The organism is Microbacterium gilvum (assembly GCF_039543865.1).
GTDB classification, from domain to species: Bacteria; Actinomycetota; Actinomycetes; order Actinomycetales; family Microbacteriaceae; genus Microbacterium; species Microbacterium gilvum.
Window position 1 is genome coordinate 540,607 of record NZ_BAABKO010000002.1, and the last position, 21,131, is coordinate 561,737.

General features: G+C 72.5%; 19 protein-coding genes. 9 read left to right on the top strand and 10 right to left on the bottom strand.

Annotation, left to right across the window (positions count from 1 at the left end; translation table 11 throughout):
* Positions 1 to 7: 7 nt before the first annotated feature.
* Entirely contained in the window at positions 8 to 1,105 is a 1,098-nt protein-coding gene (ald, locus tag ABD998_RS08355) for an alanine dehydrogenase (RefSeq protein WP_345437949.1), read from the bottom strand.
* A gap of 128 nt (positions 1,106 to 1,233) precedes the next feature.
* On the opposite strand from ald, the gene ABD998_RS08360 reads away from it, so the two are divergent.
* Positions 1,234 to 1,743, top strand: a complete 510-nt coding sequence (locus ABD998_RS08360; RefSeq protein ID WP_345437951.1) for an Lrp/AsnC family transcriptional regulator — start codon at positions 1,234 to 1,236, stop codon at positions 1,741 to 1,743.
* Between the two features lie 147 nt (positions 1,744 to 1,890).
* Here ABD998_RS08360 and ABD998_RS08365 read toward each other — a convergent pair whose 3' ends face one another.
* Positions 1,891 to 3,372 (bottom strand): HNH endonuclease, encoded by a 1,482-nt coding sequence (locus ABD998_RS08365; RefSeq protein ID WP_345437954.1) that lies wholly within the window; start codon positions 3,370 to 3,372, stop codon positions 1,891 to 1,893.
* 408 nt (positions 3,373 to 3,780) lie between these two features.
* On the opposite strand from ABD998_RS08365, the gene ABD998_RS08370 reads away from it, so the two are divergent.
* The 5 genes from ABD998_RS08370 (at position 3,781) to codB (ending at position 8,233) form a co-directional block, all read left to right on the top strand.
* Positions 3,781 to 4,671 carry a MetQ/NlpA family ABC transporter substrate-binding protein gene (locus ABD998_RS08370; protein ID WP_345437956.1) on the top strand — a complete coding sequence of 297 codons (891 nt, stop codon included), beginning with the start codon at positions 3,781 to 3,783 and terminating at the stop codon, positions 4,669 to 4,671.
* Positions 4,672 to 4,754: 83 nt separating this feature from the next.
* The gene (locus tag ABD998_RS08375) at positions 4,755 to 5,786 is read left to right on the top strand and encodes a methionine ABC transporter ATP-binding protein (protein WP_345437958.1); all 1,032 of its coding nucleotides are present in this window, start codon (positions 4,755 to 4,757) and stop codon (positions 5,784 to 5,786) included.
* On the top strand, positions 5,783 to 6,454 hold the full coding sequence (locus ABD998_RS08380; protein ID WP_345437960.1) for a methionine ABC transporter permease: 672 nt from the start codon (positions 5,783 to 5,785) through the stop codon (positions 6,452 to 6,454). The genes ABD998_RS08375 and ABD998_RS08380 overlap by 4 nt, the downstream gene beginning before the upstream one ends.
* Positions 6,455 to 6,512: 58 nt before the next feature.
* The gene (locus ABD998_RS08385; protein ID WP_345437963.1) at positions 6,513 to 6,974 is read left to right on the top strand and encodes a nucleoside deaminase; all 462 of its coding nucleotides are present in this window, start codon (positions 6,513 to 6,515) and stop codon (positions 6,972 to 6,974) included.
* The gene (gene codB, locus ABD998_RS08390) at positions 6,971 to 8,233 is read left to right on the top strand and encodes a cytosine permease (RefSeq protein ID WP_345437965.1); all 1,263 of its coding nucleotides are present in this window, start codon (positions 6,971 to 6,973) and stop codon (positions 8,231 to 8,233) included. Before ABD998_RS08385 ends, codB begins: the two co-directional genes overlap by 4 nt.
* 36 nt (positions 8,234 to 8,269) lie before the next feature.
* Here the strand turns inward: codB and ABD998_RS08395 are convergent, their stop codons facing one another.
* The 4 genes from ABD998_RS08395 to ABD998_RS08410 form a co-directional block, all read right to left on the bottom strand.
* Positions 8,270 to 8,683, bottom strand: a complete 414-nt coding sequence (locus ABD998_RS08395; protein ID WP_345437967.1) for a VOC family protein — start codon at positions 8,681 to 8,683, stop codon at positions 8,270 to 8,272.
* 141 nt (positions 8,684 to 8,824) lie between these two features.
* A complete protein-coding gene (argG, locus tag ABD998_RS08400; protein WP_345437969.1) occupies positions 8,825 to 10,243 on the bottom strand; it encodes an argininosuccinate synthase in 1,419 nt (472 codons plus the stop codon).
* A 61-nt stretch (positions 10,244 to 10,304) separates the two neighbouring features.
* Positions 10,305 to 11,024 carry a Pr6Pr family membrane protein gene (locus ABD998_RS08405; RefSeq protein WP_345437971.1) on the bottom strand — a complete coding sequence of 240 codons (720 nt, stop codon included), beginning with the start codon at positions 11,022 to 11,024 and terminating at the stop codon, positions 10,305 to 10,307.
* Positions 11,025 to 11,070: 46 nt separating this feature from the next.
* A complete protein-coding gene (locus ABD998_RS08410; RefSeq protein WP_345437973.1) occupies positions 11,071 to 12,480 on the bottom strand; it encodes an MFS transporter in 1,410 nt (469 codons plus the stop codon).
* Positions 12,481 to 12,648: 168 nt separating this feature from the next.
* Between ABD998_RS08410 and ABD998_RS08415 the strand changes: the two genes are divergently transcribed.
* Entirely contained in the window at positions 12,649 to 13,965 is a 1,317-nt protein-coding gene (locus tag ABD998_RS08415; protein ID WP_345437975.1) for a M20/M25/M40 family metallo-hydrolase, read from the top strand.
* 24 nt (positions 13,966 to 13,989) lie between these two features.
* Here ABD998_RS08415 and ABD998_RS08420 read toward each other — a convergent pair whose 3' ends face one another.
* The 3 genes from ABD998_RS08420 to ABD998_RS08430 all read right to left on the bottom strand — a co-directional run bounded on the left by ABD998_RS08420 (position 13,990) and on the right by ABD998_RS08430 (position 16,676).
* Positions 13,990 to 15,015 carry a PLP-dependent cysteine synthase family protein gene (locus tag ABD998_RS08420; protein WP_345437977.1) on the bottom strand — a complete coding sequence of 342 codons (1,026 nt, stop codon included), beginning with the start codon at positions 15,013 to 15,015 and terminating at the stop codon, positions 13,990 to 13,992.
* A 70-nt stretch (positions 15,016 to 15,085) separates the two neighbouring features.
* Positions 15,086 to 16,141, bottom strand: a complete 1,056-nt coding sequence (locus ABD998_RS08425) for a D-cysteine desulfhydrase family protein (RefSeq protein ID WP_345437979.1) — start codon at positions 16,139 to 16,141, stop codon at positions 15,086 to 15,088.
* A 4-nt stretch (positions 16,142 to 16,145) separates the two neighbouring features.
* Positions 16,146 to 16,676, bottom strand: a complete 531-nt coding sequence (locus ABD998_RS08430; protein ID WP_345437981.1) for a GNAT family N-acetyltransferase — start codon at positions 16,674 to 16,676, stop codon at positions 16,146 to 16,148.
* Between the two features lie 153 nt (positions 16,677 to 16,829).
* Here ABD998_RS08430 and ABD998_RS08435 point away from each other — a divergent pair, with 153 nt between their 5' ends.
* Positions 16,830 to 17,912: an LLM class flavin-dependent oxidoreductase gene (locus ABD998_RS08435; RefSeq protein WP_345437983.1), complete on the top strand. Its 1,083-nt coding sequence runs from the start codon at positions 16,830 to 16,832 to the stop codon at positions 17,910 to 17,912.
* Positions 17,909 to 19,219 carry an LLM class flavin-dependent oxidoreductase gene (locus tag ABD998_RS08440; RefSeq protein ID WP_345437985.1) on the top strand — a complete coding sequence of 437 codons (1,311 nt, stop codon included), beginning with the start codon at positions 17,909 to 17,911 and terminating at the stop codon, positions 19,217 to 19,219. Before ABD998_RS08435 ends, ABD998_RS08440 begins: the two co-directional genes overlap by 4 nt.
* 790 nt (positions 19,220 to 20,009) lie before the next feature.
* Here the strand turns inward: ABD998_RS08440 and ABD998_RS08445 are convergent.
* Entirely contained in the window at positions 20,010 to 21,056 is a 1,047-nt protein-coding gene (locus ABD998_RS08445) for an aldo/keto reductase (RefSeq protein WP_345437987.1), read from the bottom strand.
* Positions 21,057 to 21,131 lie beyond the last annotated feature (75 nt).

The following is a 21,131-nucleotide window of genomic DNA, read 5'->3' on the forward strand; positions in this document are numbered from 1 at the left end:
AGGCCGGTCAGCTCGCGAGCACGTAGCCGAACGCGGCGGCGACGCCCGCGTTCGTCACGGCACCTCCGCGCACGTTGAGACCGCGCGCGAGCGCCGCGTCGGCGGCGGCCGCACCGTCCCATCCGCGCTCGGCGATGGCCGCGACGTACGGCAGCGTCGCGTTCGTTAGCGCGCGCGTGGAGGTCTCGGGCACCGCGCCGGGCATGTTCGCGACGCAGTAGTACAGGGCGTCGTGCACGCGGAACGTCGGGTCGTCATGGGTCGTCGGCCGCGACCCCTCGAAGCACCCGCCCTGGTCGATCGCGATGTCGACGAGCACGGCGCCCGGCTTCATCTCCGCGACCATCTCATCCGTGACGAGCTTGGGGGCCGCCGCCCCGGGGATGAGCACGGACCCGATGACGAGGTCGCCCGTCCGCACGGCCTCGGCGATCGCGTACCGCGTGGAGTGCCGCGTCTGCAGCGCGCCGCCGTACCGCTGCTCCAGCTCGCGCAGGCGCGGCAGGTTCACGTCGATCACGGTCACCTGCGCACCGAGGCCCAGTGCGTTCGCGGCGGCATGCTCGCCTGCGACGCCGCCTCCGATGACGACGACCTGCGCGCGCGGCGCGCCGGCGACGCCGCCGAGCAGCATGCCGCGACCGCCCTGGGGGCGCATGAGCTGGAAGGCGCCGACGCCGATCGACAGCCGCCCCGCCACCTCGCTCATCGGCGTGAGGAGCGGCAGCGAGCGGTCGGCGAGCTGCACGGTCTCGTACGCGACGGCCGTCGTCCCCGACGCGACGAGGGCATCCGTGAGCGGACGGTCGGCCGCGAGATGCAGGTAGGCGAAGAGCGTGAGGTCGTCGCGCAGGCGCCCGTACTCCTCCGCGACGGGTTCCTTCACCTTGACGAGCAGCTCGGCGTCGCCCCACACGGCGTCGGCGGTGGCGACGATCCGCGCGCCCGCCGCGGCGTACTCGGCATCGGAGAAGTGCGAGCCCGTGCCCGCCCCGGCCTGCACGAGCACCTCGTGCCCGCGGTGCACGAGGGCGTCGGCGCCGGCCGGCGTGAGGGCGACGCGGTTCTCGTTGTTCTTGATCTCGGTGGGGATGCCGATGCGCATGGTGTGCTCCCGGTCGGCGGCGACGAGGGGCGGGATGGCCCTGCGTCGAGCGTCGCAGAACCTTCGATCGGATGGCAGGGCAGCCGATGATCCTTCGGAAGAATCCGTTCGGGCGGTACATTCGGCGCATGCCCACCGCTCCGCGCCGCCCCCTCGCGAAGGATGTTCGCCCCGTCGAGCTCGACGACCTCGACGCGCGCATCGTCGCCATCCTCGAACGCGAGGGGCGCATCACGAACGCCGACCTCGCGGCCGCCCTCGATGTCGCCCCGTCGACCGCCCACGCCCGTGTCAGGGCGCTCGTCGATCGCGGCGTCGTCGCGGGATTCCACGCGAGCGTCGACCAGGCGCGCCTCGGCAAGGGGCTGCAGGCGATGATCGGCGTCACGCTGCGCCCCGGCGCGCGACATGACAGCATCGTCGCCTTCGCCGACGAGGTGCGCCGTCTGCCGCAGGTGCTGCAGCTGTTCTTCCTCGGCGGCACCGACGACTTCCTCGTGCACATCGCCGTGGAAGGGGCGTCCGACGTGCGCGAGTTCGTCGTCGAGCACCTCTCGGCGCAGCAGTCGGTCGCGACGACGCGCACGAGCATCATCTTCGAGTACCACCGCAACGGCATCGCCGCCCCGTTCCGCTGACGGCGCCGTGTCACCCTGATCGACTCGGCCCGCTCGCGAGGCGACCGGAAGGCGACCTGCTCTGCGCGAGGGGCGACCCCACCGGGTGCGCGCGAAGTTCCGCTCCCCCCGAGTACGAGGGATGGCGGGGTCGTGCCGCCCCGCGGCTCAGAAGGGTGGTGGGTCGGTGTCGGGGGTGAAGCGGATGGCGGGTGCGGGGCGGTCGGAGTAGGTGCGTCCGACAGGAGATGTCCACTCGAGGATGCCGCCGGGTTTCTGGTGCACGGTCCAGGCGGAGTGGTGTTTGAGGGTGTGGTGGCCTTCGCAGAGGTAGGCGAGGTTGCAGATGCACGTGGGCCCGCCGTGGTGGTGGTCGCGGGTGTGGTCGGCGTCGCTGGTGCGTGTGCGGATGGGGCTGCGGCAGCCGGGGAAGCGGCAGTGCTCGTCGCGGGCTTTGAGGTAGCGGCGTTGCGCGGCCGTGGGGAATCTCTGGTCGGCGGTGAGGAGGGCGCCGGTGTCGGCGTCGTGGAAGAGGCGCTCCCAGACGGGGGCCCGGGCGGCGAGGCCGACGGCCTGCACGATCGGGATGACGCCGTGCCCGCACAGCCAGGCCCCGTCAGGGGCGCGGGTGCCGAGGCGGGTGCCGGTGCCGGTGTGTACGCCGGGTGGCGGGTGCGGGCCGTTCTCGGTGTGCGCGGCCGTCCATGCGGTGTCGCCGAGCCCGGGGATGACGTCGTGACCGGCGGCTTCGCCGGTGCGGGTTCCTGTCGCGGTGCCCTCCTCGTCGGCGCGGGTTCGGGTGGCGCAGGTGAAGGCGTGGGCGGGGATGGTGATCTGCACGCTCGCGCGGATGCCGGCGAGTCCGGTCGGGATGCCGTCGGGGCCCGCGGTCGGTGCCCCGGCGAGCAGCAGATCGGCCAGCACGTCCGCCTGCCGCTGCGCCGCGGTCCGCTCATCCCGCACGGCCTCGATCGACGCCGGCTCCGGGGCCGCCGCTGACGTCGCCGCCATGGGGGCGAGGCCGAACGCCGCCCCGCGGGGCGCAGCCTCGCCGGCCGCGGCAGTGCCGGTGGTGGTGGCGAGTTCGGCGGCGAGGGTGCGGATGCGTTCGATGGCGGCTTCGCCGACGAGAGCGGGCAGGTACGCGTGCAGCCATCCCATCCCATCGCGATCGCGCTGGAACGACACCCTGCGGCGGGCGTGCGCGGCCTCGTGCCGCTCCTGCAGGGTCTCGGGGTTCACGTCCTCGGCGATCTTCTCGCACACCGCCCCGAGCCGGGCGGTGTTCATCGGGCCCTCCGCCAGACGGGCGAGGACGCGCTCCTCGTACACGCCCCGCGCGTCATGGTCGAGAGTGTCGCCGTGGCGGAGGATGACCCGCGCCTGCGCGGCGGACACGTGACCGGCCTGCATGCCCGTGAGGGTGCCGGGGTAGTCATTCACCAGCGCGACCGAGTCGCCCATCTTCGCCTGCGCGGTCTGCCGCGAGCAGCCCAGCACCCCCGCGATCTCCTCCGCCAGCGACCGGAACGCCCACCCCCGGTCCTCCTCCCCTGGGCGCGCGGCACGAAGCTCCCGGTCGTATTGGACGCACGCGACCTGCACGAGATGCGCGATCAGCAGCACCTGCGCCGCCTCCAGAGTCGCCATCGACCTCGCCCCGAGATCCATCGCGTCCACCAGGACACCCATCCGCGCGGTCTCATCGTCTGTCGGGAACCATCCCGACAGACCCCGACCGCTCGCATCTTCGTCCACATGAAGATCATCCCACGCCCGCACGACATTCGCAAGGATATTCGAGAACTTTTCCGATCTGATTTCCAGCCCGGACCAGCACAAAGCACCCTACCCGGAACCACCGACGTCCACCGGAGCGGGCGAACCGGCAGGCCGAGGCTGCCCGAGGTGCAGCCCGCAGACGGGGACACTCCCACGACGACCTCGCCGATGGATTCGGACTGAGCGGGCGGCGCATTGCGGTGTGTGTCGCGCGGGTTCGCGCGGCGACCCGGGGTCTGCCTACCGTGGAACCCCTTCACCCGAGGAGCAGCACCCATGGCATTCCGCATCCGCACCATCGCGCCCATCGCGGCGATCAGCATCCTGGCCCTCGCGGGCTGCGCGTCCGGAGGCGACGCAGAGGCCGAGCTCGGCACCGAGGAGAACCCGGTCCAGCTCGGCGTCGTCGGCGCGAGCGACGAGTACTGGAGCGTCTACGAGGAGGCCGTCGAGGCCGAGGGCATCTCGCTCGAGATCGTCGACTTCACGGAGTACACGCAGCCGAACCCCGCGCTCAGCGAGGGCGAGCTCGACATCAACCAGTTCCAGCACATCCAGTACCTCGCCGACTACAACGTCAGCGCAGGCGACGACCTCCAGCCCATCGGCGCGACGGCGATCTACCCGCTCGGCCTCTACTCCGAGAAGTACGATTCGGTCGACGACATCCCCGACGGCGAGACCGTCGTCGTCCCCAACGACACCGTGAACCAGGCTCGCGGGCTGCTCGTGCTGCAGTCGGCCGGCCTCATCACTCTTCAGGACGGCGGCAACTCGTCGTCGACCCTCGAGGACGTCGTCGAGGACGAGTCGCGCGTGGTCGTCGAGTCGGCGGATGCCGCCCTCACCGTCACGTCGCTCCCCGACGTCGCCGCGGCGATCGTCAACAACGACTTCCTCGGCAACGCCGGTCTCACGTCGGCCGACGCGATCGCGGCCGACGACCCCTCCGACCCGACCGCGCTGCCGTACGTGAACATCTTCGCCGTGCGCGCCGACGACGTCGACAACGAGGTCCTCAACCGGCTCGTCGAGATCTACCAGGGCGACCAGGAGGTGCTCGACGGCGTGCAGGAGACGGCAGGCGGCACCGCCGTCTTCGCGACCACGCCCGCCGAGGACCTGCAGGCGTCGCTCGCCGACGTCGAGGCGTCGCTGCAGGGCTGAGCCGCCTGCGAGAATCGTCCGTGCGCGGCGCCCCCCGGGGCGCCGCGCACGACCGCTGTCCAGGCCCCGACCAGAGGACATCCATGGCGCACATCACGTTGACCGGCGTCTCGAAGACGTACCCGCCCGCCAAGAGGGGCGGCTCGCCCGTCTCGGCGGTCGACGACGTCACCCTCGCTATCGAGAAGGGCGACATCTTCGGCGTCATCGGATACTCCGGTGCCGGCAAGTCGACCCTCGTCCGTCTCGTCAACGGGCTCGAGCCCGTGACGGCGGGATCGATCGACATCGACGGAACCGACATCACGCGCCTCTCCGAGGGCGGGCTGCGGCAGGTGCGCCAGCGCATCGGGATGATCTTCCAGCGATTCAATCTGCTGCGCTCGCGATCGATCCGCCGCAACGTCGCCTACCCGCTCGAGGTGGCGGGCGTCCCCCGCGCCGAGCGCGCCAGGCGGGTGACCGAACTGCTCGAGTTCGTCGGCCTCGCCGACAAGGCCGACGCCTATCCCGAGCAGCTGTCGGGAGGCCAGCAGCAGCGTGTCGGCATCGCGCGCGCCCTCGCCGTCGACCCCGAGATCCTGCTTGCCGACGAGGCGACGAGCGCGCTCGATCCCGAGACGACCGACGAGGTGCTCGAGCTGCTCGCCCGCGTGAACCGCGAGCTGGGGGTCACCATCGTCGTCATCACCCACGAGATGGACGTCATCGCCCGGATCGCCAACAAGGTCGCCGTCATGGAGGCAGGCCGCGTCGTCGAGCACGGGGCCACCTACGACGTCTTCACCCGTCCCCAGACCGACACGGCCCGGCGGTTCGTGCGCACGGTCGTCCGCGCCCTGCCCGAGGGCGACGCGCTCGTCGCGCTGCGCGCCCAGCATGAGGGCCGCTTCTTCACGATCTCGTTCACCGACGAGGGCGCATCGGAGGCGCGCGTCTTCGGAGCGCTCGCAAGGGCGGGCGTCGACTTCAACCTCGTCCACGGCGGCGTCGACGACATCCAGGGCCGCGTCTACGGACTGCTGACGATCGCCGTGCGAGGCGACGCGGAGCGCGTGCAGGAGGCCATCGACGGCATCGGCGCGGGCGTGACCATCACGGAGGTGGCGGCATGAACGACCTCATCGCGGAGATCGCCGATCTCGCCCCCGCCCTCCTCGAGCAGACGGGCACGACGCTCTGGCTCGTCGCGGCCTCGCTCGTCTTCGGCGGCATCGGCGGCCTCATCGTCGGCACGGCCATCACGGTCACGCGTCGCGGGGGAGTGCTCCAGCAGCCGGTCGTGTTCTGGGTGCTGAACATCCTCGTCAACACCTTCCGGCCCATCCCGTTCATCATCTTCCTCGTCGCGATGCAGCCCATCGCGCGCCTCCTCATCGGCACGGGGTTCGGCAACGAGATGATCATCTTCTCCATCTCCGCGGCCGCGACCTTCGGAATCGCGCGCATCGTGGAGCAGAACCTCGTCACGGTCGACCCGGGTGTCATCGAGGCGGCGCGCGCGATGGGCGCGGGACCGTGGCGCATCATCCTCACCGTGATCCTGCCCGAGGGGCTCGGGCCGCTCATCCTCGGGTACACGTTCGCGACCGTCGCCATCATCGACATGTCCGCGGTCGCGGGCCTCGTCGGCGGCGACGGCCTCGGCAACTACGCGCTCTCGTACGGCTTCCGTCAGTTCAACCCCGTCGTGACGTGGTCGGCGCTCGTCATCATCATCGTCATCACGCAGATCGTGCAGGCGCTCGGCAACGGGCTCGCACGGCGCATCCTGCGACGGTAGCGTCGCCGCCCGTCTGAGACGATGGGATGCTGACACCCCATCGAGACGAGGAGCGCCCGTGCCGCTGACCGACGACGACCGCAGATACCTGGACCTGGCCATCGAGCAGGCGCAGATCGGATGGGACGAGGGCGGCATCCCCATCGGCGCCGCACTCGTCCACAGGGGAGAGGTGCTCGCCGTCGGACGCAACCGGCGCGTCCAGATGGGCAGCGTCATCCGCCACGGCGAGACCGACTGCCTGGAGAACGCCGGCAGGCTGCCCGCGAGCGTCTACCGCGAGAGCGTGCTCTACACGACGCTCTCGCCCTGCTACATGTGCGCGGGGACCGCCACGCTGTACGAGATCCCGCGCATCGTCATCGGCGAGAACCGCAGCTTCCAGGAGTCGGAGGCGTGGCTCGCGTCGAACGGCAAGGAGCTCGTCGTCGCCGACGACGCGACCTGCATCGCCCTCATGGACCGGATGATGACCGAGCGGCCCGCCCTGTGGGCGGAGGACATCGGGGTCGACGCGTGAGCGTCGAGACCGACACCGCCGTCGACGCCGACTACCCCGTCACCCCCGTTCCCGCGCACGCGCGGAAGTCGTTCTTCTCGCTCGTCGTCGTGCTGCTGGGCTTCACCGTCTTCACTCCGACGATGCTCGCGGGCGCCGAGCTCGGCACCGCCTTCGGGCTGCGCGACCTGCTCCTGGTCATCCTCATCGGGTCGCTCGTGCTGGGCGCCTACGTCGCGACGCTCGGATGGATCGGCGCGCGCACGGGGCTCACGACCGTCGTCATGGCGCGGTACACGCTCGGCACCCGCGGCTCGAAGCTCGCCTCCGTGCTGCTCGGCGGCACGCAGATCGGCTGGTACGGCGTCGTCATCGGCACGATCGGCGACCTCACGGCGCAGGCGTTCGGCTGGGAGGGTTACGGCCCCCGCGCCGCCGTCATGATCGCCGTGAGCGCGCTCATGTGCGTCACCGCCTGCTACGGCTACCGCGGCATGTACTGGGTGTCGCTCGTGTCGACGCCGCTCATCCTCATCCTCGCCGTGTGGGTCGTGTTCCGCTCCCTCGACGAGGTCGGCGGATGGGCGGGGCTCGCCGCCGTGGAGCCGGCGGGATCCATGACGCTCGCGGTCGCGGTCACGACCGTCGTCGGCACCTTCGTCTCCGCGGGCACGCAGGCGCCGAACTGGACGCGCTTCGGCCGCACCGGCAGGCAGGCGGTGTGGGCGTGCGTCATCGGGTTCCTCGTCGGCAACGGCCTCATGATCTTCTTCGGCGCGATCGGCGCGATCACGTTCGGCGAGGGCGACTTCGTGCTCGTCCTCTACGAGCTCGGCCTCATCGGCTGGGGGCTGTTCCTGCTGTTCGGCAACCTGTGGAAGTCGAACGCCGACACCGCCTACGCGTTCGGCGTCGCAGGAGCCGAGATGTTCGAGAGGCCGAGCAAGATCCCCTTCGTCATCGGGGGATCGATCATCGGCACCGTGCTCGCCCTCGTCGGCGTCAACGAGCACCTGCCGCAGTACCTGTCGCTGCTCGGGGTCTTCATCCCGCCGCTCGGCGGCGTCATCATCGGCGACTACCTCGCGCGCTGGCGCCGCACGCAGATGCCCGAGGGCGAGGCGCTCCCGCGCGTCGACGGGGCCAACCTCGCGGTGTACGCCGTCGCCAGCCTCCTCGCGTGGGGGTCGGGAGCGCTCGGCATCGGCATCCCTCCCGTCATCGGCATCGTCGCGGCCATCCTGCTCGCGATGCTCACCGGGCGCCTGCGGCGTCGATGACGACGGATGGCCGGGGCCGCGGCCCCGGCCATCCGCTCAGTTCGCGGAGCTGTTGATCATCCAGAACACGCCGAACGGGTCGACGAGCATGCCGAACCAGTCGCCCCAGGGCGCCTGGGCGAACGGCTCGACCACCGTGCCGCCGTTCGAGAGCGCCTCGAAGTAGCCGCGCAACTCGTCGGCGTCGTCGCCGAAGATCGTGACCGACACGTTCGCGCCCTCGTCGCGCGGCATGCCCGTCGGGGTGTCGGACGCCATGATGACGAAGCCGTTCTCGAGGTCGAGCTGGCCGTGCATCACCTTGTCCTTGTCGGACTCGACGAGCTCGGGGTTGGGGATGTCGCCCATCCGCATGATCGACAGCGAGCCGCCGAGCACGTCGCGGTAGAACTCCAGCGCATCCTGCGCGCCGTCGAGGAACGAGATGTACGGCGAGACCTTGTAGCCCATGGCGGACCCTCTCTTCGCCGGGCCGGGCGCCCGGGTTCGAGATGAGGATGGCACGGGTCGGCGACATCCGGAAGGTCGGAACCTGAACGCCGCGTCCGCCCAGAGCGGGCGGACGCGGCGTTCAGGCGATCGCCGTCGCGGTCAGTCGGTGCCGGCGTCGAACGCGGCCGACTCGCCGACGGCGTCGAGCGCCTCGTCGGCCTCGGTGCCGGTCGTGATCTCCTCGGCCTCGCCCTTCTCGAGCGCGCCGATGAGCTCGCCCGTCGTGCCGCCGATGAGGCCGCGCGAGACGTAGCCCTCGAGTCGCGAGCGCGAGTCGGCGATGTCGAGGTTGCGCATCGTGAGCTGGCCGATGCGGTCGACGGGGCCGAACGCGGCATCGCCGACCCGCTCCATGGAGAGCTTCTCGGGCGCGTACGACAGGCCGGGGCCCTCGGTCGCGAGGATCGTGTAGTCCTCGCCGCGGCGCAGGCGCAGCGTCACGCTGCCCGTGATGGTCGAGCCGACCCACTTCTGGATGGCCTCGCGCAGCATGAGCGACTGCGGCTCGAGCCAGCGGCCCTCGTACATGAGGCGGCCGAGACGGCGGCCCTGCTCGTGGTACGTCGCGAGGGTGTCCTCGTTGAGGATGCCGTTGACGAGCCGCTCGTAGGCGGTGAAGAGCAGCGCCATGCCGGGCGCCTCGTAGATGCCGCGCGACTTCGCCTCGATGATGCGGTTCTCGATCTGGTCGCTCATGCCGAGGCCGTGCCGGCCGCCGATGCGGTTCGCCTCGAACACGAGCGCCACCGGGTCGCTGTACTCGACGCCGCCCAGGGCGACCGGGCGTCCGGCGTCGAACGTCACCGTGACGTCCTCCGTCTCGATCTCGACGGACGGGTCCCAGAACCGCACGCCCATGATCGGGTCGACGGTCTCGAGCGACACGTCGAGCTCTTCGAGGGTCTTGGCCTCGTGCGTCGCGCCCCAGATGTTGGCATCGGTCGAGTACGCCTTCTCCGCCGAGTCGCGGTAGGGGTAGCCGTGCGCGACGAGCCACTCGCTCATCTCGGTGCGGCCGCCCAGCTCCGACACGAACGTCGCGTCGAGCCACGGCTTGTAGATGCGCAGGCGGGGGTTCGCGAGCAGGCCGTAGCGGTAGAACCGCTCGATGTCGTTGCCCTTGTAGGTGGAGCCGTCGCCCCAGATGTCGACGCCGTCCTCCTTCATGGCGCGCACGAGCAGCGTGCCCGTGACGGCGCGCCCGATGGGCGTCGTGTTGAAGTACGTGCGTCCGCCCGAGCGGATGTGGAACGCGCCGCACGCGAGGGCCGACAGGCCCTCCTCGACGAGCAGCGGCTTGCAGTCGATGAGGCGCGACGCCTCCGCGCCGTACTGCAGCGCGCGTCCGGGGATCGACTCGATGTCGTCCTCGTCGGGCTGGCCGAGGTCGCCCGTGTAGGTGTGCGGGACGGCGCCCTTGTCGCGCATCCACGCGACCGCGACGGAGGTGTCGAGACCCCCGGAGAAGGCGATGCCGACGCGCTCGCCGACGGGGAGGGATTCCAGGACCTTCGACATGGCCTCCAGTCTAGAGCCGTGCAGGGGTCCGCCCGATCCGGGGGCGCCGCGACGTCCGCGGTCAGCCGCGCGCCCGCAGCCGCGACACCCCGACGACGCCCGAGCCGACGAGGGCCATGGCGGCGGCGATGCCGACGATGTAGAGCGCGACGCCGCCGTAGCCGCCCTGCAGGTGCGGATCGAGGAAGGGATACGGATACCACCACGGATTGCCTGTTCCGGGGCTCGTGATGGCGTTCGCGCGGAGCAGGGTGTACACCGCCCAGACGACGGGGAACGACACGATGGCCCACACGGCTGTCCAGGGGAGCGCCCGGCGACGAGGGGCGAGCAGCACGTCGGCGAGGAGGAACAGCGGCCCGACGACGTGCAGTACCTCGTTCGACCAGGGGACGACCGACGCCGTGCTCTCGATGCCGCGCAGCAGGGAGTTGTAGACGATGCCGGTGATGATCATGTAGGTCGACACGCAGGCGAGCAGGACGTCGATCCAGGGCGCCTCACGGCCGCGCCAGAACGCGACCGCCGACAGCACGAGCACGACAGCGCTGGAGATGTTGGAGTCGATCGTGAAGAAGCTGAAGAAGTTCGCGACCACCGTCGGGAGGTGCGCCGCGTACGGCTCCGTCGCCTGCTGCGCCTCGCGGTACGAGTCGGCGAACTGCGCCACCACGGCGGCGAGTAGGAGGACGGCCGCCAGCACCCGGAGCAGCTGCCAGACGCCGGCCCACGCCCCGGCCATCCGAGCGGGGGAGTCGTCAGCGCGCGCCGGTGCGGTCATGCCCGAGACGATACCGGGCCGCGCCGACGTCCCGCCGCCGTGCGCCTCACCCGCGCGGCGGAGCCGCCCGCCGGAACTCCGGCGAGAACGACACCGCGAAGGCGACGGCCGACGGCACGGCGCAGGCGACGAGCGAGGCGCTCACGCTCGCGGGGGTGCCCGTGCCCGTCGCACCGAGCAGGATGCCCGTGGCCAGGGCGACGAGGTAGGTCGCGGCGAGCCGCTGGGTGAGCTGCAGGAACGACGCCGCGACGCCGTGCAGCCCCGGCGGCGCGAACGAGAGCGTCATGACCCGCAGCGGCGGCTCCACGATGCCGCCAGAGACGCCGAGGCCGACCTGCGCGGCCACGACGGCGGCGAACAGCGCGTCGTCGTCGAGCGACGGCGCCGTGCTCGCGAGCGCCGTGATGAGGGCGACCTGCAGTGCGAGGCCCAGCGGCACCGTCGCGCCGCCGAGCCGTGCCGCGATGCGCTGGCTGAAGAGCGACACGACGAGCCGCGCGACAGCTCCCGGGGCGAAGAAGAGCGCGATCGCGAGCGGCGAGAGGCCGGGGCGCTGCAGCAGGTGCACCGTCACGGCGGAGCCTGCGGCGAGCGTCGCGCCGAACCACGCCATCGCCACGACGTTGCCCTGCACGAAGCCCCGTGACCGCATGAGCGCGGGGGCGAAGAGCGGGAGGCCGCCTCGCCGTGCGTAACGGCGCTCCCACACGACGAGGGCCGCGGCGGCCAGGCCGCACGCGGTCACGAGCACGACGACGAGCGCGGGCGGCAGACCCGGCTCGACGACGGGCAGGGTCACGGCCGCGACGATCCCGCCGAGCAGCAGGATGGCCGGAAGATCGAGCGACACCCGCGCCGTCGCCGCCGACCCGGGAGCGAGCCCGCGCCATCCGAGCACGAGCGCGACGACGGCGAACGGCAGCGGAAGGGCGAGCACGACGCGCCAGGCGACTCCCTCGGGGGCGGACCCCAGCGCGATCGCCGAGGCGACCGGCCCGGCGAGCCCGGCCAGCGCCCCCGCCGCGGTGTAGGCCCCGAGCGCGCGCAGCCGCGCGGCTCCGACGAAGAGGTCCTGGATGGCGCCGAGCACCTGCGCGCTGATGACCCCCGCGCCCAGACCCTGAACGAGTCGCGCGGCGATGAGCACGACGATGTCGCCCGCGCTCGCGGCCAGCAGGCCGCCGATCGCGAAGGTGCCGAGGCCCACGGCGAACAGCCCGCGCCGGCCGTAGGCGTCGCCCAGCCGGCCGCCGGGCACGAGCCCGAGGCCGAACGTCAGGGAGAACGAGGCGAGGAGCCACTGCACGCCCGCCGTGCCGCCGCCGAGCGTGGCTCCCACGGCGGGCACCGTGTAGGTGATCGCCGTGGCGTCGAACAGCGTGGCGAATCCCGCCGCCAGACACGCCCACAGCGCCGCCCGCGGAGACGGAGCGGGACGGGCGGAACGGGGCACGCGTCCGACCGTAGGGAGGGAACGCGTCCGCCGCGCTCTCGTGTCCTGCCGCGACCGCGTGTGACGGCGTGCGACGGGGCGCCGCCGTGCGCCGCCGTGCGCCGCATACCCTCGCGGTGGACCGGACGGCCCCTCGCGGTGGGCGGCGGGCGGACGAGAGGAGACCGCGTGACGACCCTGCTGGAGGACGAGGCCCTGGAGCTCGCCCGCGAGCTCATCCGCATCGAGAGCGTCAACACCGGCGTCGCGGCCGAGATCGGCGACGGAGAGACGCGGGCCGCGCGGTACGTACAGGAGCGTCTCGCCGAGGTCGGGATCGCGTCGGAGCTCGTCGAGGCACGGCAGGGCCGCGGCTCGGTCGTCGCGCGGCTGCGCGGCAGCGACCGGTCGGCGGGCGCGCTTCTCGTGCACGCGCATCTCGACGTCGTGCCGGTCGAGGAGGCCGACTGGAGCCATCCGCCGTTCGGGGCCGAGATCCACGACGGCTACCTGTACGGGCGCGGCGCGGTCGACATGAAGAACTACGCCGGCACCATCCTCGCCGTCGCGCGGCACTACGTGCGCGAGGGGATCGTGCCGCGACGCGACATCGTGCTCGCGTTCCTCGCCGACGAGGAGACGGGCGGAGTGTGGGGAGCGAGCTGGCTCGTCGACAACCGGCCCGACCTGTTCCAGGGCGTCACCGAGGCGCTCAGCGAGGTGGGCGGGTTCTCCGTGCCGCTCACGGGACGCGACGACAGGCGCGCGTACCTCGTCGCGACCGCCGAGAAGGGCGTCGCCTGGGCGACCCTGACGGCACGCGGGCACGCCGCGCACGGCTCGCGGCCGACCGACGACAACGCCGTCGTGCGCCTCGCGCAGGCGGTCGCCGAGATCGGCGGGCACCGCTTCCCCGTGCACCGCACGGCGGCGCTGCAGCGGTTCCTCGACGTCTTCGGAGAGGCGCGCGGGCTGGCGTTCTCCGACGAGACGCTCGCGGACGACATCGCGAGCCTCGGCTTTGTCTCGTCGCTCGTCGACGCATCGACCCGCAACACCGTCACCCCGACCGTGCTGGGAGGCGGGCACAAGACGAACATCATCCCCGCCGAGGCCTTCACGCGCGTCGACATCCGCATCCTGCCCGGTCAGGACGAGGCGGTCCGGCAGCATCTGCGCGACGTCGCGCGCGACGACGTGGCCATCCGCGAAGGGCGCTGGTGGTCGGCGACGGAGGCGTCCGTCGATGCGCCGATCATCGACGTCTTCCAGGAGGCGATCACCGCCTTCGACCCCGACGGCGTCGTCGTGCCGTACCTGCTGCAGGCGTCGACCGACAACAAGCACTTCGCCCGCCTCGGCATCAGGGGCTACGGGTTCGTGCCGCTGCGGGTCGCGCCCGACTTCGACGTGTTCGGCCAGTTCCACGCCGCCGACGAGCGCATCGCCGTCGACGCGCTGCACTTCTCCGCCCGGGTGACGGAGCAGATCCTCCGCACGGCCTGAGGGGCCGCCGCGGCGGCGCCCGGGTCAGGCGTACCGGTCGGCGATGTGTCCGAGGTCGTTGGCCCGCAGCCAGTCGGCGTCGTACTCGCGCGCGAGGTAGTCGCGACCGCTGTCGGCCGAGAACACGACGAACACGGAGCCTGCGGGCGCGCTCGCCGCGGCGTCGAGGGCGACGCGCAGGCTCAGCACCGAGCTCAGCCCGAGGACGAGTCCCTCGGTGCGCGCGACGTGCCATCCGAAGTCGATCACGTCCGCCTTCCTGCGCGCCTCGAAGCGGTCGAGCACGTCGCCGTCGACGTTCGCCGTCCAGTCCTTCTCGAGGTCCTTCTCACCCGCCACGTAGCGCGCGAGGTTGTTCTCGCCCTTGCCGTTGGGCGTCTCGGCGAACGCCGTCCCGATCACCTGGACGGCCGGGTTGCGGCCCTTGAGGTACCGTCCTGTCCCGCTCGCCGTCCCTCCCGTCGCGAGCGCCGCGACGAAGTGCGTGACACGGCCATCCGTCTGGTGCCAGATCTCCGGCCCCGTCGACAGCACATGCGCGGCCGGGTTCGGCGACGTCGACTCCTGCCGCGCCCACCACGTGCTCGGATCCTCATCCTCATAGCGCTGCGCGATGACGGCCCAGTGCTCGGGGTCGTCGCGCTCGACGTCGGGCCGTCCGGGGATGATGTCGACGCCCAGCAGCTTCAGCAGCGCGACCTTCTGCGGCGCGATGTCGGGCCCGACGACCGCCGTCACCGGGTGGCCCGTCGCGATGCCGGCGAGGGCGTAGCCGATCGCCGTGTTGCCGGCGCCGAAGTCGATGATGCGGTCGCCCGGCTTCAGGTCGCCCGCGGCGATCGCCTCGCGCACGATGTTGACGCCGATGCGGTCCTTCGACGAGCCGCCGAGATTGTGGTGGTCGAGCTTCACCCAGACCTCGGCGTCGAAGCCCTCCGTCAGCACGTTCACGCGCACGAGCGGCGTCGCACCGACCAGGCCGAAGGCGTCGTCGACGACGCGGGCGAGCGCGGGATCGGGGAAGGCGTGCGACAGGCGATCAGCGGTCATGCGGGAACGCTACGCCTCCGCTGCCCGCCCCGGCAGGGCCATCCGTCATCTCGGGAAACCGAGGGGAGCGTCAGCCGGCGAACGCCTCGCCGAGGGCCGGCGCGTGCGCGAACAGTGCGGGGGAGCCCCCCGTGTGCACGAACAGCACGTCGTCGTCCTCGCCGTAGGCCCCGGAGCGCACTCCGGCGATGAGCGCTGCGGCCGCCTTGCCCGTGTAGACCGGGTCGAGGAGGATGCCCTCGGTCCGGGCGAACAGGCGGATGGCCTCCACGCCTCCCTCCGTGAGCGCGCCGTACGCGGCGCCGACGTGGGCGCCGTCGACCCATGCGTCATCCGCCGGCCCGCGCCCGAAGAAGGCGAGCGTGCCGGCCGAGATCGTGTCGACGGCCTCGGCGAGCTCGGCGACATCCGGCGAGACGGCGACGCCGTGGATGCGCGCGTCGCCTCCCAGGAGCGCCTGCGCGGCGACGAGCCCCGCCTGCGTGCCGGCGCTGCCGGTCGCCACGACGATCTCGGTGAACCGCTGCTCCGACGCGGCGATCTCGGCGTACGACTCGAGGTAGCCGAGGGCGCCGACGGGCGTCGACCCGCCGCTCGGGATCAGGTACGGGCGCAGCCCGTCCGCCCGAAGCTGCGCGACGACGGCATCGGCGGCCGCGCGCTCGGGGTGCGGGTCGTCGGACGTCTCCTCGACGAGCACGACCTGCGCGCCGAGGATGCGGTCGAGCAGCACGTTGCCCGACCCCGTGTACTCGGGCGTCGACCCCGGCGGCACCCGCAGCACGAGCACCGCCTCGAGTCCGGCCTTCGCGGCGGCGGCCGCGGTCTGCCGTGCATGGTTGGACTGGGCGGCCCCCACCGTCACGAGCACGTCGGCCCGCTGCGCACGCGCGTCGGCGAGCAGGTACTCCAGCTTGCGGGCCTTGTTGCCGCCGAGGGCGAGCCCGGTCAGATCGTCGCGCTTGACCCACAGGCGGGGCCCGCCGCCCAGCTCCGCCCGCAGCCGGTCGAGCGGCTGCAGCGGGGTCGGCGCCGTCACGAGATCCTCGCGCAGCGTGCGCAGATCGCGCACTGCCGGGTCGACGGCGTCGAGGAAGAGCGGGTCGAGCAGCGCGTCTGCGGACATGCCGTCAGCCTAGAGGCAGCCGGTACACCGCGAGCATGCCGCCGCGCGACGACGGGATGGTCTCGCGCTCCGGCATGCGCACGAAGCCGAGCCGCCGGTAGAGCCGCTGCGACCTCTCGTTCCAGGGCCCGGTGTCGAGCACGAGCGCAGGAGCGCCCCACTCGCGGGAGCGCGCGATCGCGACGCGCATGAGGGCGTCGCCGACGCCGTGACGCCGCACCTCGGGCAGCACGGCCAGCAGCCGCAGCTCGGCTTCGCCGTCGCGCGACTGGCGGGCGAGGGGCGAGTCGGCCCTGAGCAGGCTCGCCGTGCCGACGATGCGCCGATCCGGCGTCGCCGCGACGAGAAGCTCACCGGCGTCGGCGCGCGCGCTCGCGTCGTGCAGGAGCCGCAGGCGGGCGGCATCGGGCTGCGGGGCGCCAGGCTCTCCATGCCCGAATCCCCGGTAGGTCACCTCGCCCACCTCGGCGAACTCCGCCGGGCGGGCCGTGCGGATGGCGAAGGCGAGGGAGTGGCGCTCGTCGACCGTGGTCATCCCGCCGAGGATAGGCCGCCGACGACCGCCGCGGGCCGCGGGCATCGCGCATCGTCACACGCCGTCGCACGCGGTAACACGGGGCGGATGGCCGCGCCGGCGTTCCTAGATTCGGGGGAGCCGTCCCGCGCGGGGCGGGGGAGAGGATCCGACATGACGCACGCGCCCTTCGCGGTGGCCGTCGAGCTGGACGGCGGGGGAGCCCATCCCGCCGCCGCATCGGCGTTCGACCGGGTGACCGAGCCGTGGCTGGAGCCGCGCCGCGTGGCCGAGGTCGTCGCGCGCGCCGAGCGGTTCGGCTTCACGGCCGCGACGTTCCAGGACGCGCCCCTCGGGCCGTCCGCGCGTCTCGACGCCGTGCAGCGCGCCGCGTTCGCCGCGCCGCTCACGAGCGGCATCGGCCTGCTGCCCGTCGTGTCGACCGCATACTCGGAGCCGTTCCACGTCGCCACGCAGCTCGCGAGCCTCGACTGGGCGTCGTCGGGTCGTGCCGGCTGGATCGTGCGTGCCGACGCCCTTGGCGACGAGGCGGCGGCGTACGGCCGCCCCCCGCTCGACGACGCATCGGCCGCCCGAGAGGCCGCCGACGCCGTCGAGGTCGCCCGCCGACTGTGGGACTCGTGGCAGGACGACGCCGTCATCCGCGACGTCGCGACCGGTCGCTACCTCGACGCCGACCGGCTCCACTACGCTGACTTCGTCGGAGAGACCTACGCCGTCAAGGGGCCGTCGATCGTGCCGCGGCCCCCGCAGGGTCAGCTCGTCGTGGCGTCGGATCGCGTCGCCGACGCCGAGATCGCCCTCGTCTCCGCACGCGACGAGGGCGCCGTCGTCGCGCGCGCCGCCGAGCTGCGCGCCGAGGGAAGAGCCCGCGTCGTCGTCGAGCTCGACGTCGTCCTCGATGCCCGCGGCGTCTCGGCGGAGCGTCGTCTCGCCGCTCTCGGCGGCTGGCCCGACGGCGGCTCCGCGGGTGGTGGCTCTGCGGACGGTGGCCGGCTGCGCTGGGCGGGAGACGCGCACGGCTTGGCGGCCCTCGTCGCGCGCCTCGCGGAGGTCTCCGACGGCGTGCGCCTGCATCCGGCTGTGCTCGACGTCGACCTCGAGGAGCTCGGCCGGCTCGTGCTCCCCGCGCTCCGTCGCACCATCGGCTTCCGCTCGCCCGTCGCCGGAGCGACGCTGCGCGAGACGCTCGGGCTCGCGAAGCCCGCGAACCGCTTCGAGAGGACCGCCGCATGACCACCCAGCCGGCCCGCGCCATCCAGTTCGGCGTCTTCTTCCAGGGCGTCAACTTCGGCACCATCTGGTCGAGCGCGCAGAGCGGCTCGCAGCACGACTTCGAGTCGTTCCGCCGGATCGCCCAGACCGCGGAGCGCGGCCTCTTCTCGGCGTTCTTCCTGGGGGAGGGGCTGCGCCTGCGCGAGCACCTCGGCCGCGTGCACGAGCTCGACGTCGCCGGACGGCCCGACGCGCAGACGCAGCTCGCGGCCCTCGCCGCCGTGACCGAGCGCATCGGGCTCGTCGCGACGCAGAACGCGACGTACAACGACCCGCACGACCTCGCCCGCAGGCTCGCCTCGCTCGACCTGCTGAGCGACGGCCGCGCCGGATGGAACGTCGTGACGACCGACAACGCGTGGACGGGCGCGAACTTCCGCCGCGGCGGCTGGCTCGACCACGCCGACCGGTACCGCCGCGCGGCCGAGTTCGTCACGGCGGCCAAGCGCATCTGGGCGGCGGAGCCGGGCGAGCGCGTCGAGGCGCCGGACGACCTCATCCCGTTCGCGACCACCTCGACTCTGCCGCGCAGCCGACAGCAGCGTCCCGTCGTATTCCAGGCCGGAGACTCCGACACGGGCAGGGAGTTCGCCGCGCAGCACGCCGACGTCATCTTCTCGGCCCACGGCAAGCTCGACGACGCGATCGCGTTCGCGTCCGATGTGCGCCGGCGGCTGCCCGCCTACGGTCGCGGAGCTGACGAGCTGAAGTTCTTCCCCGGCCAGGAGTTCATCCTCGCCGAGACCGACGCCGAGGCCCGCGAGAAGGCCGACTGGGTCACGCACGCGCAGGTGTCGCCACAGACGGCGCTGGCGTACCTCGAGCAGGTGTGGGGGCGGAGCCTCTCGGAGTACGACCCCGACGGCCCGCTGCCCGACGTCGACCCCGTGCAGGACGAGGCCGACGGCACACGCGGGTCGATGTTCTCGGGCCTGCGCGCGAAGCAGACGGCCGACCAGTGGCGCGCGCTCGCCGCTGAGAAGGGGCTGTCGATCCGCGAGTTCGTCATCGCGCAGACGACGCGGCGCTCGATCGTCGGCGGGTACGGGTCGGTCGCCGACCTGCTCGTCCGCTACGTCGAATCCGGCGCCGTCGACGGCTTCAACGTCTCGCCGTACCTCGTGCCGACGGGCCTCGACGACATCGTCGACGGCCTCATCCCCGAGCTGCAGGAGCGCGGCGTCTACCCGACGGAGTACGCCGGGACGACGCTGCGCGAGAACCTCGGACTCCCCGCCGTGCGCGAGCCGGAGGCCGTGCGCGCGTAGACCGGCCCGGCCTACGGTGCCCCTTCTTCGCCCAACGGATATCCGCTTGTGAGGGAACCGCTTTCTGCCGCGCGATCCGATGTCGGCTCGGCAAACGGGTATCCGTTGGGCGAGGTCGGGGCCACGTGATCGCGCGGCCTGGCCATCCCCGCTGCACGGAGCTCCTGCGGTACGCCCCGGCATAGCCGACGCACAGCCTGCTGCCGAGCACGCGACAGGAAGCCCGCAGGCGGCTCCTATGCCGGCCAGGGGCCGCGCATGGACGCGGACGGTTCTCTGGAGACCTGGATGCGCAGGGCATCCGGGGAGGAGGCCATCATGGAAGCGATCCTGCAGGCGCTCGTCGCGCTGCCGCTCATCGCCGTCGTCGCGGCGCTCGCGCTGGAGCCGCTCGTCGGCGATCCGGCCTGAGGGGGTCTCGCACCCGCTCCCCGCCCGGCCGGTGTCGCGCCCGCTCCGCGCCGCACCGGCCGGGCTCACCCGCTCCGCGACGGCTCATCCACAGGGGCGGGCCATCCGCGCAGCCACGGCCATCCGAAGCGCACCGAAGTCAGGCGCGCGGGTCGGAACTCACGCGGCGACCAGTTCATCGACGGGACGGTCTCAACTGCCGGCGTCGACCCGACCCACTTCTCCGCCAACGGATATCCGCTGGTGAGGGAACCGCTTTCTGCGGCGCGATCGGATGTCCGCGGCGCACACGGATATCCGTTGGACGAGAGAGAGTGGAGCGGGAACGCGGCGGCGCGAGCCGAGCCGCGAGGCAGCGCGCGGGCCGTCCGCGGCGGGGTCAGACGGCGGGGCGGGGGTTCTGCGGCGAGCCGGGCTGCTCGCGCCCGTCCGACACCCACAGCGGGTCGAACGAGCGGTGCGCCGTGATGCGCGCGGCGATGCCGTCGAGCCGGGCGACGATCTCCCGGTCGAGAACCACGCCGATCGCGGCGAGGTTCTCGTCGACGCGCGAGGCGTGCCGCGTGCCGGGGATCGGCACGACGGGCAGACCCAGCGCCTCGCCCTTGTCGTAGAGCCAGGCGAGCGACAGCTGCGCGGCGGTGAGACCCGCGTCGGCCGCGATCGCGAGCACCTCGGCGAGCTCGGGAGCGTTCGCCGAGAGCGCCTCGGGGGCGAAGCGCGGGAACTTCGGCCGGCCGTCGCCGTCGCCGAGCGCCGCCGCGTCGAACGCCCCCGTGAGCCACTGCCTGCTGAGCGGCGAATACGGCACGAAGCCCACGCCGAGCTCGCGGGCAGCCGGCACGACGTGCGCCTCGACATCGCGGCTGACGATGCTCCACTCGCTCTGCACCGCGGCGATCGGGTGCACCGACGCCGCACGGCGCAGTTCGTCGCCCGTCGGCTCCGACAGTCCGATGTGCCGGACCTTGCCCTCCTGGACGAGCTCCGCGAGCGCGCCGACGGTGTCCTCGATCGGCACGGCCGGATCGACGCGGTGCTGGTAGTAGAGGTCGACGTGGTCGGTGCCGAGGCGTCCGAGGCTGAGCTCGATCTGCTCGCGGATGTGCGCCCGGTCTCCGCGCACCGACCGCTCGCCGATGCGCCCTCCCGGCACGATGCCGAACTTCGTCGCGAGCTGCACCTCGTCGCGCCGCGTCGCCAGCAGACGCGAGATGATGCGCTCGCTGCGACCCTCGCCGTAGATGTTCGCGGTGTCGACGAACGTCGCGCCCGCATCGACGGCGTGCGTGAGGGTGCGCAGCGCCTCGTCGTCGGAGATCGGCCCGTAGACGTCGGTGAGCGACATGCCGCCGTATCCCTGCGCGGGCACGCGGAGGCCGTCTCCGAGGTGGACGAGGTCGGGGGTCTGCAGCGTCTCGGTCACGATGACCGAGACTATCCGCCGCGCCCGTGCGTGTTACGCCCCGTATCGATTCGTTGCCGCGTGTTGTGCAGCGCC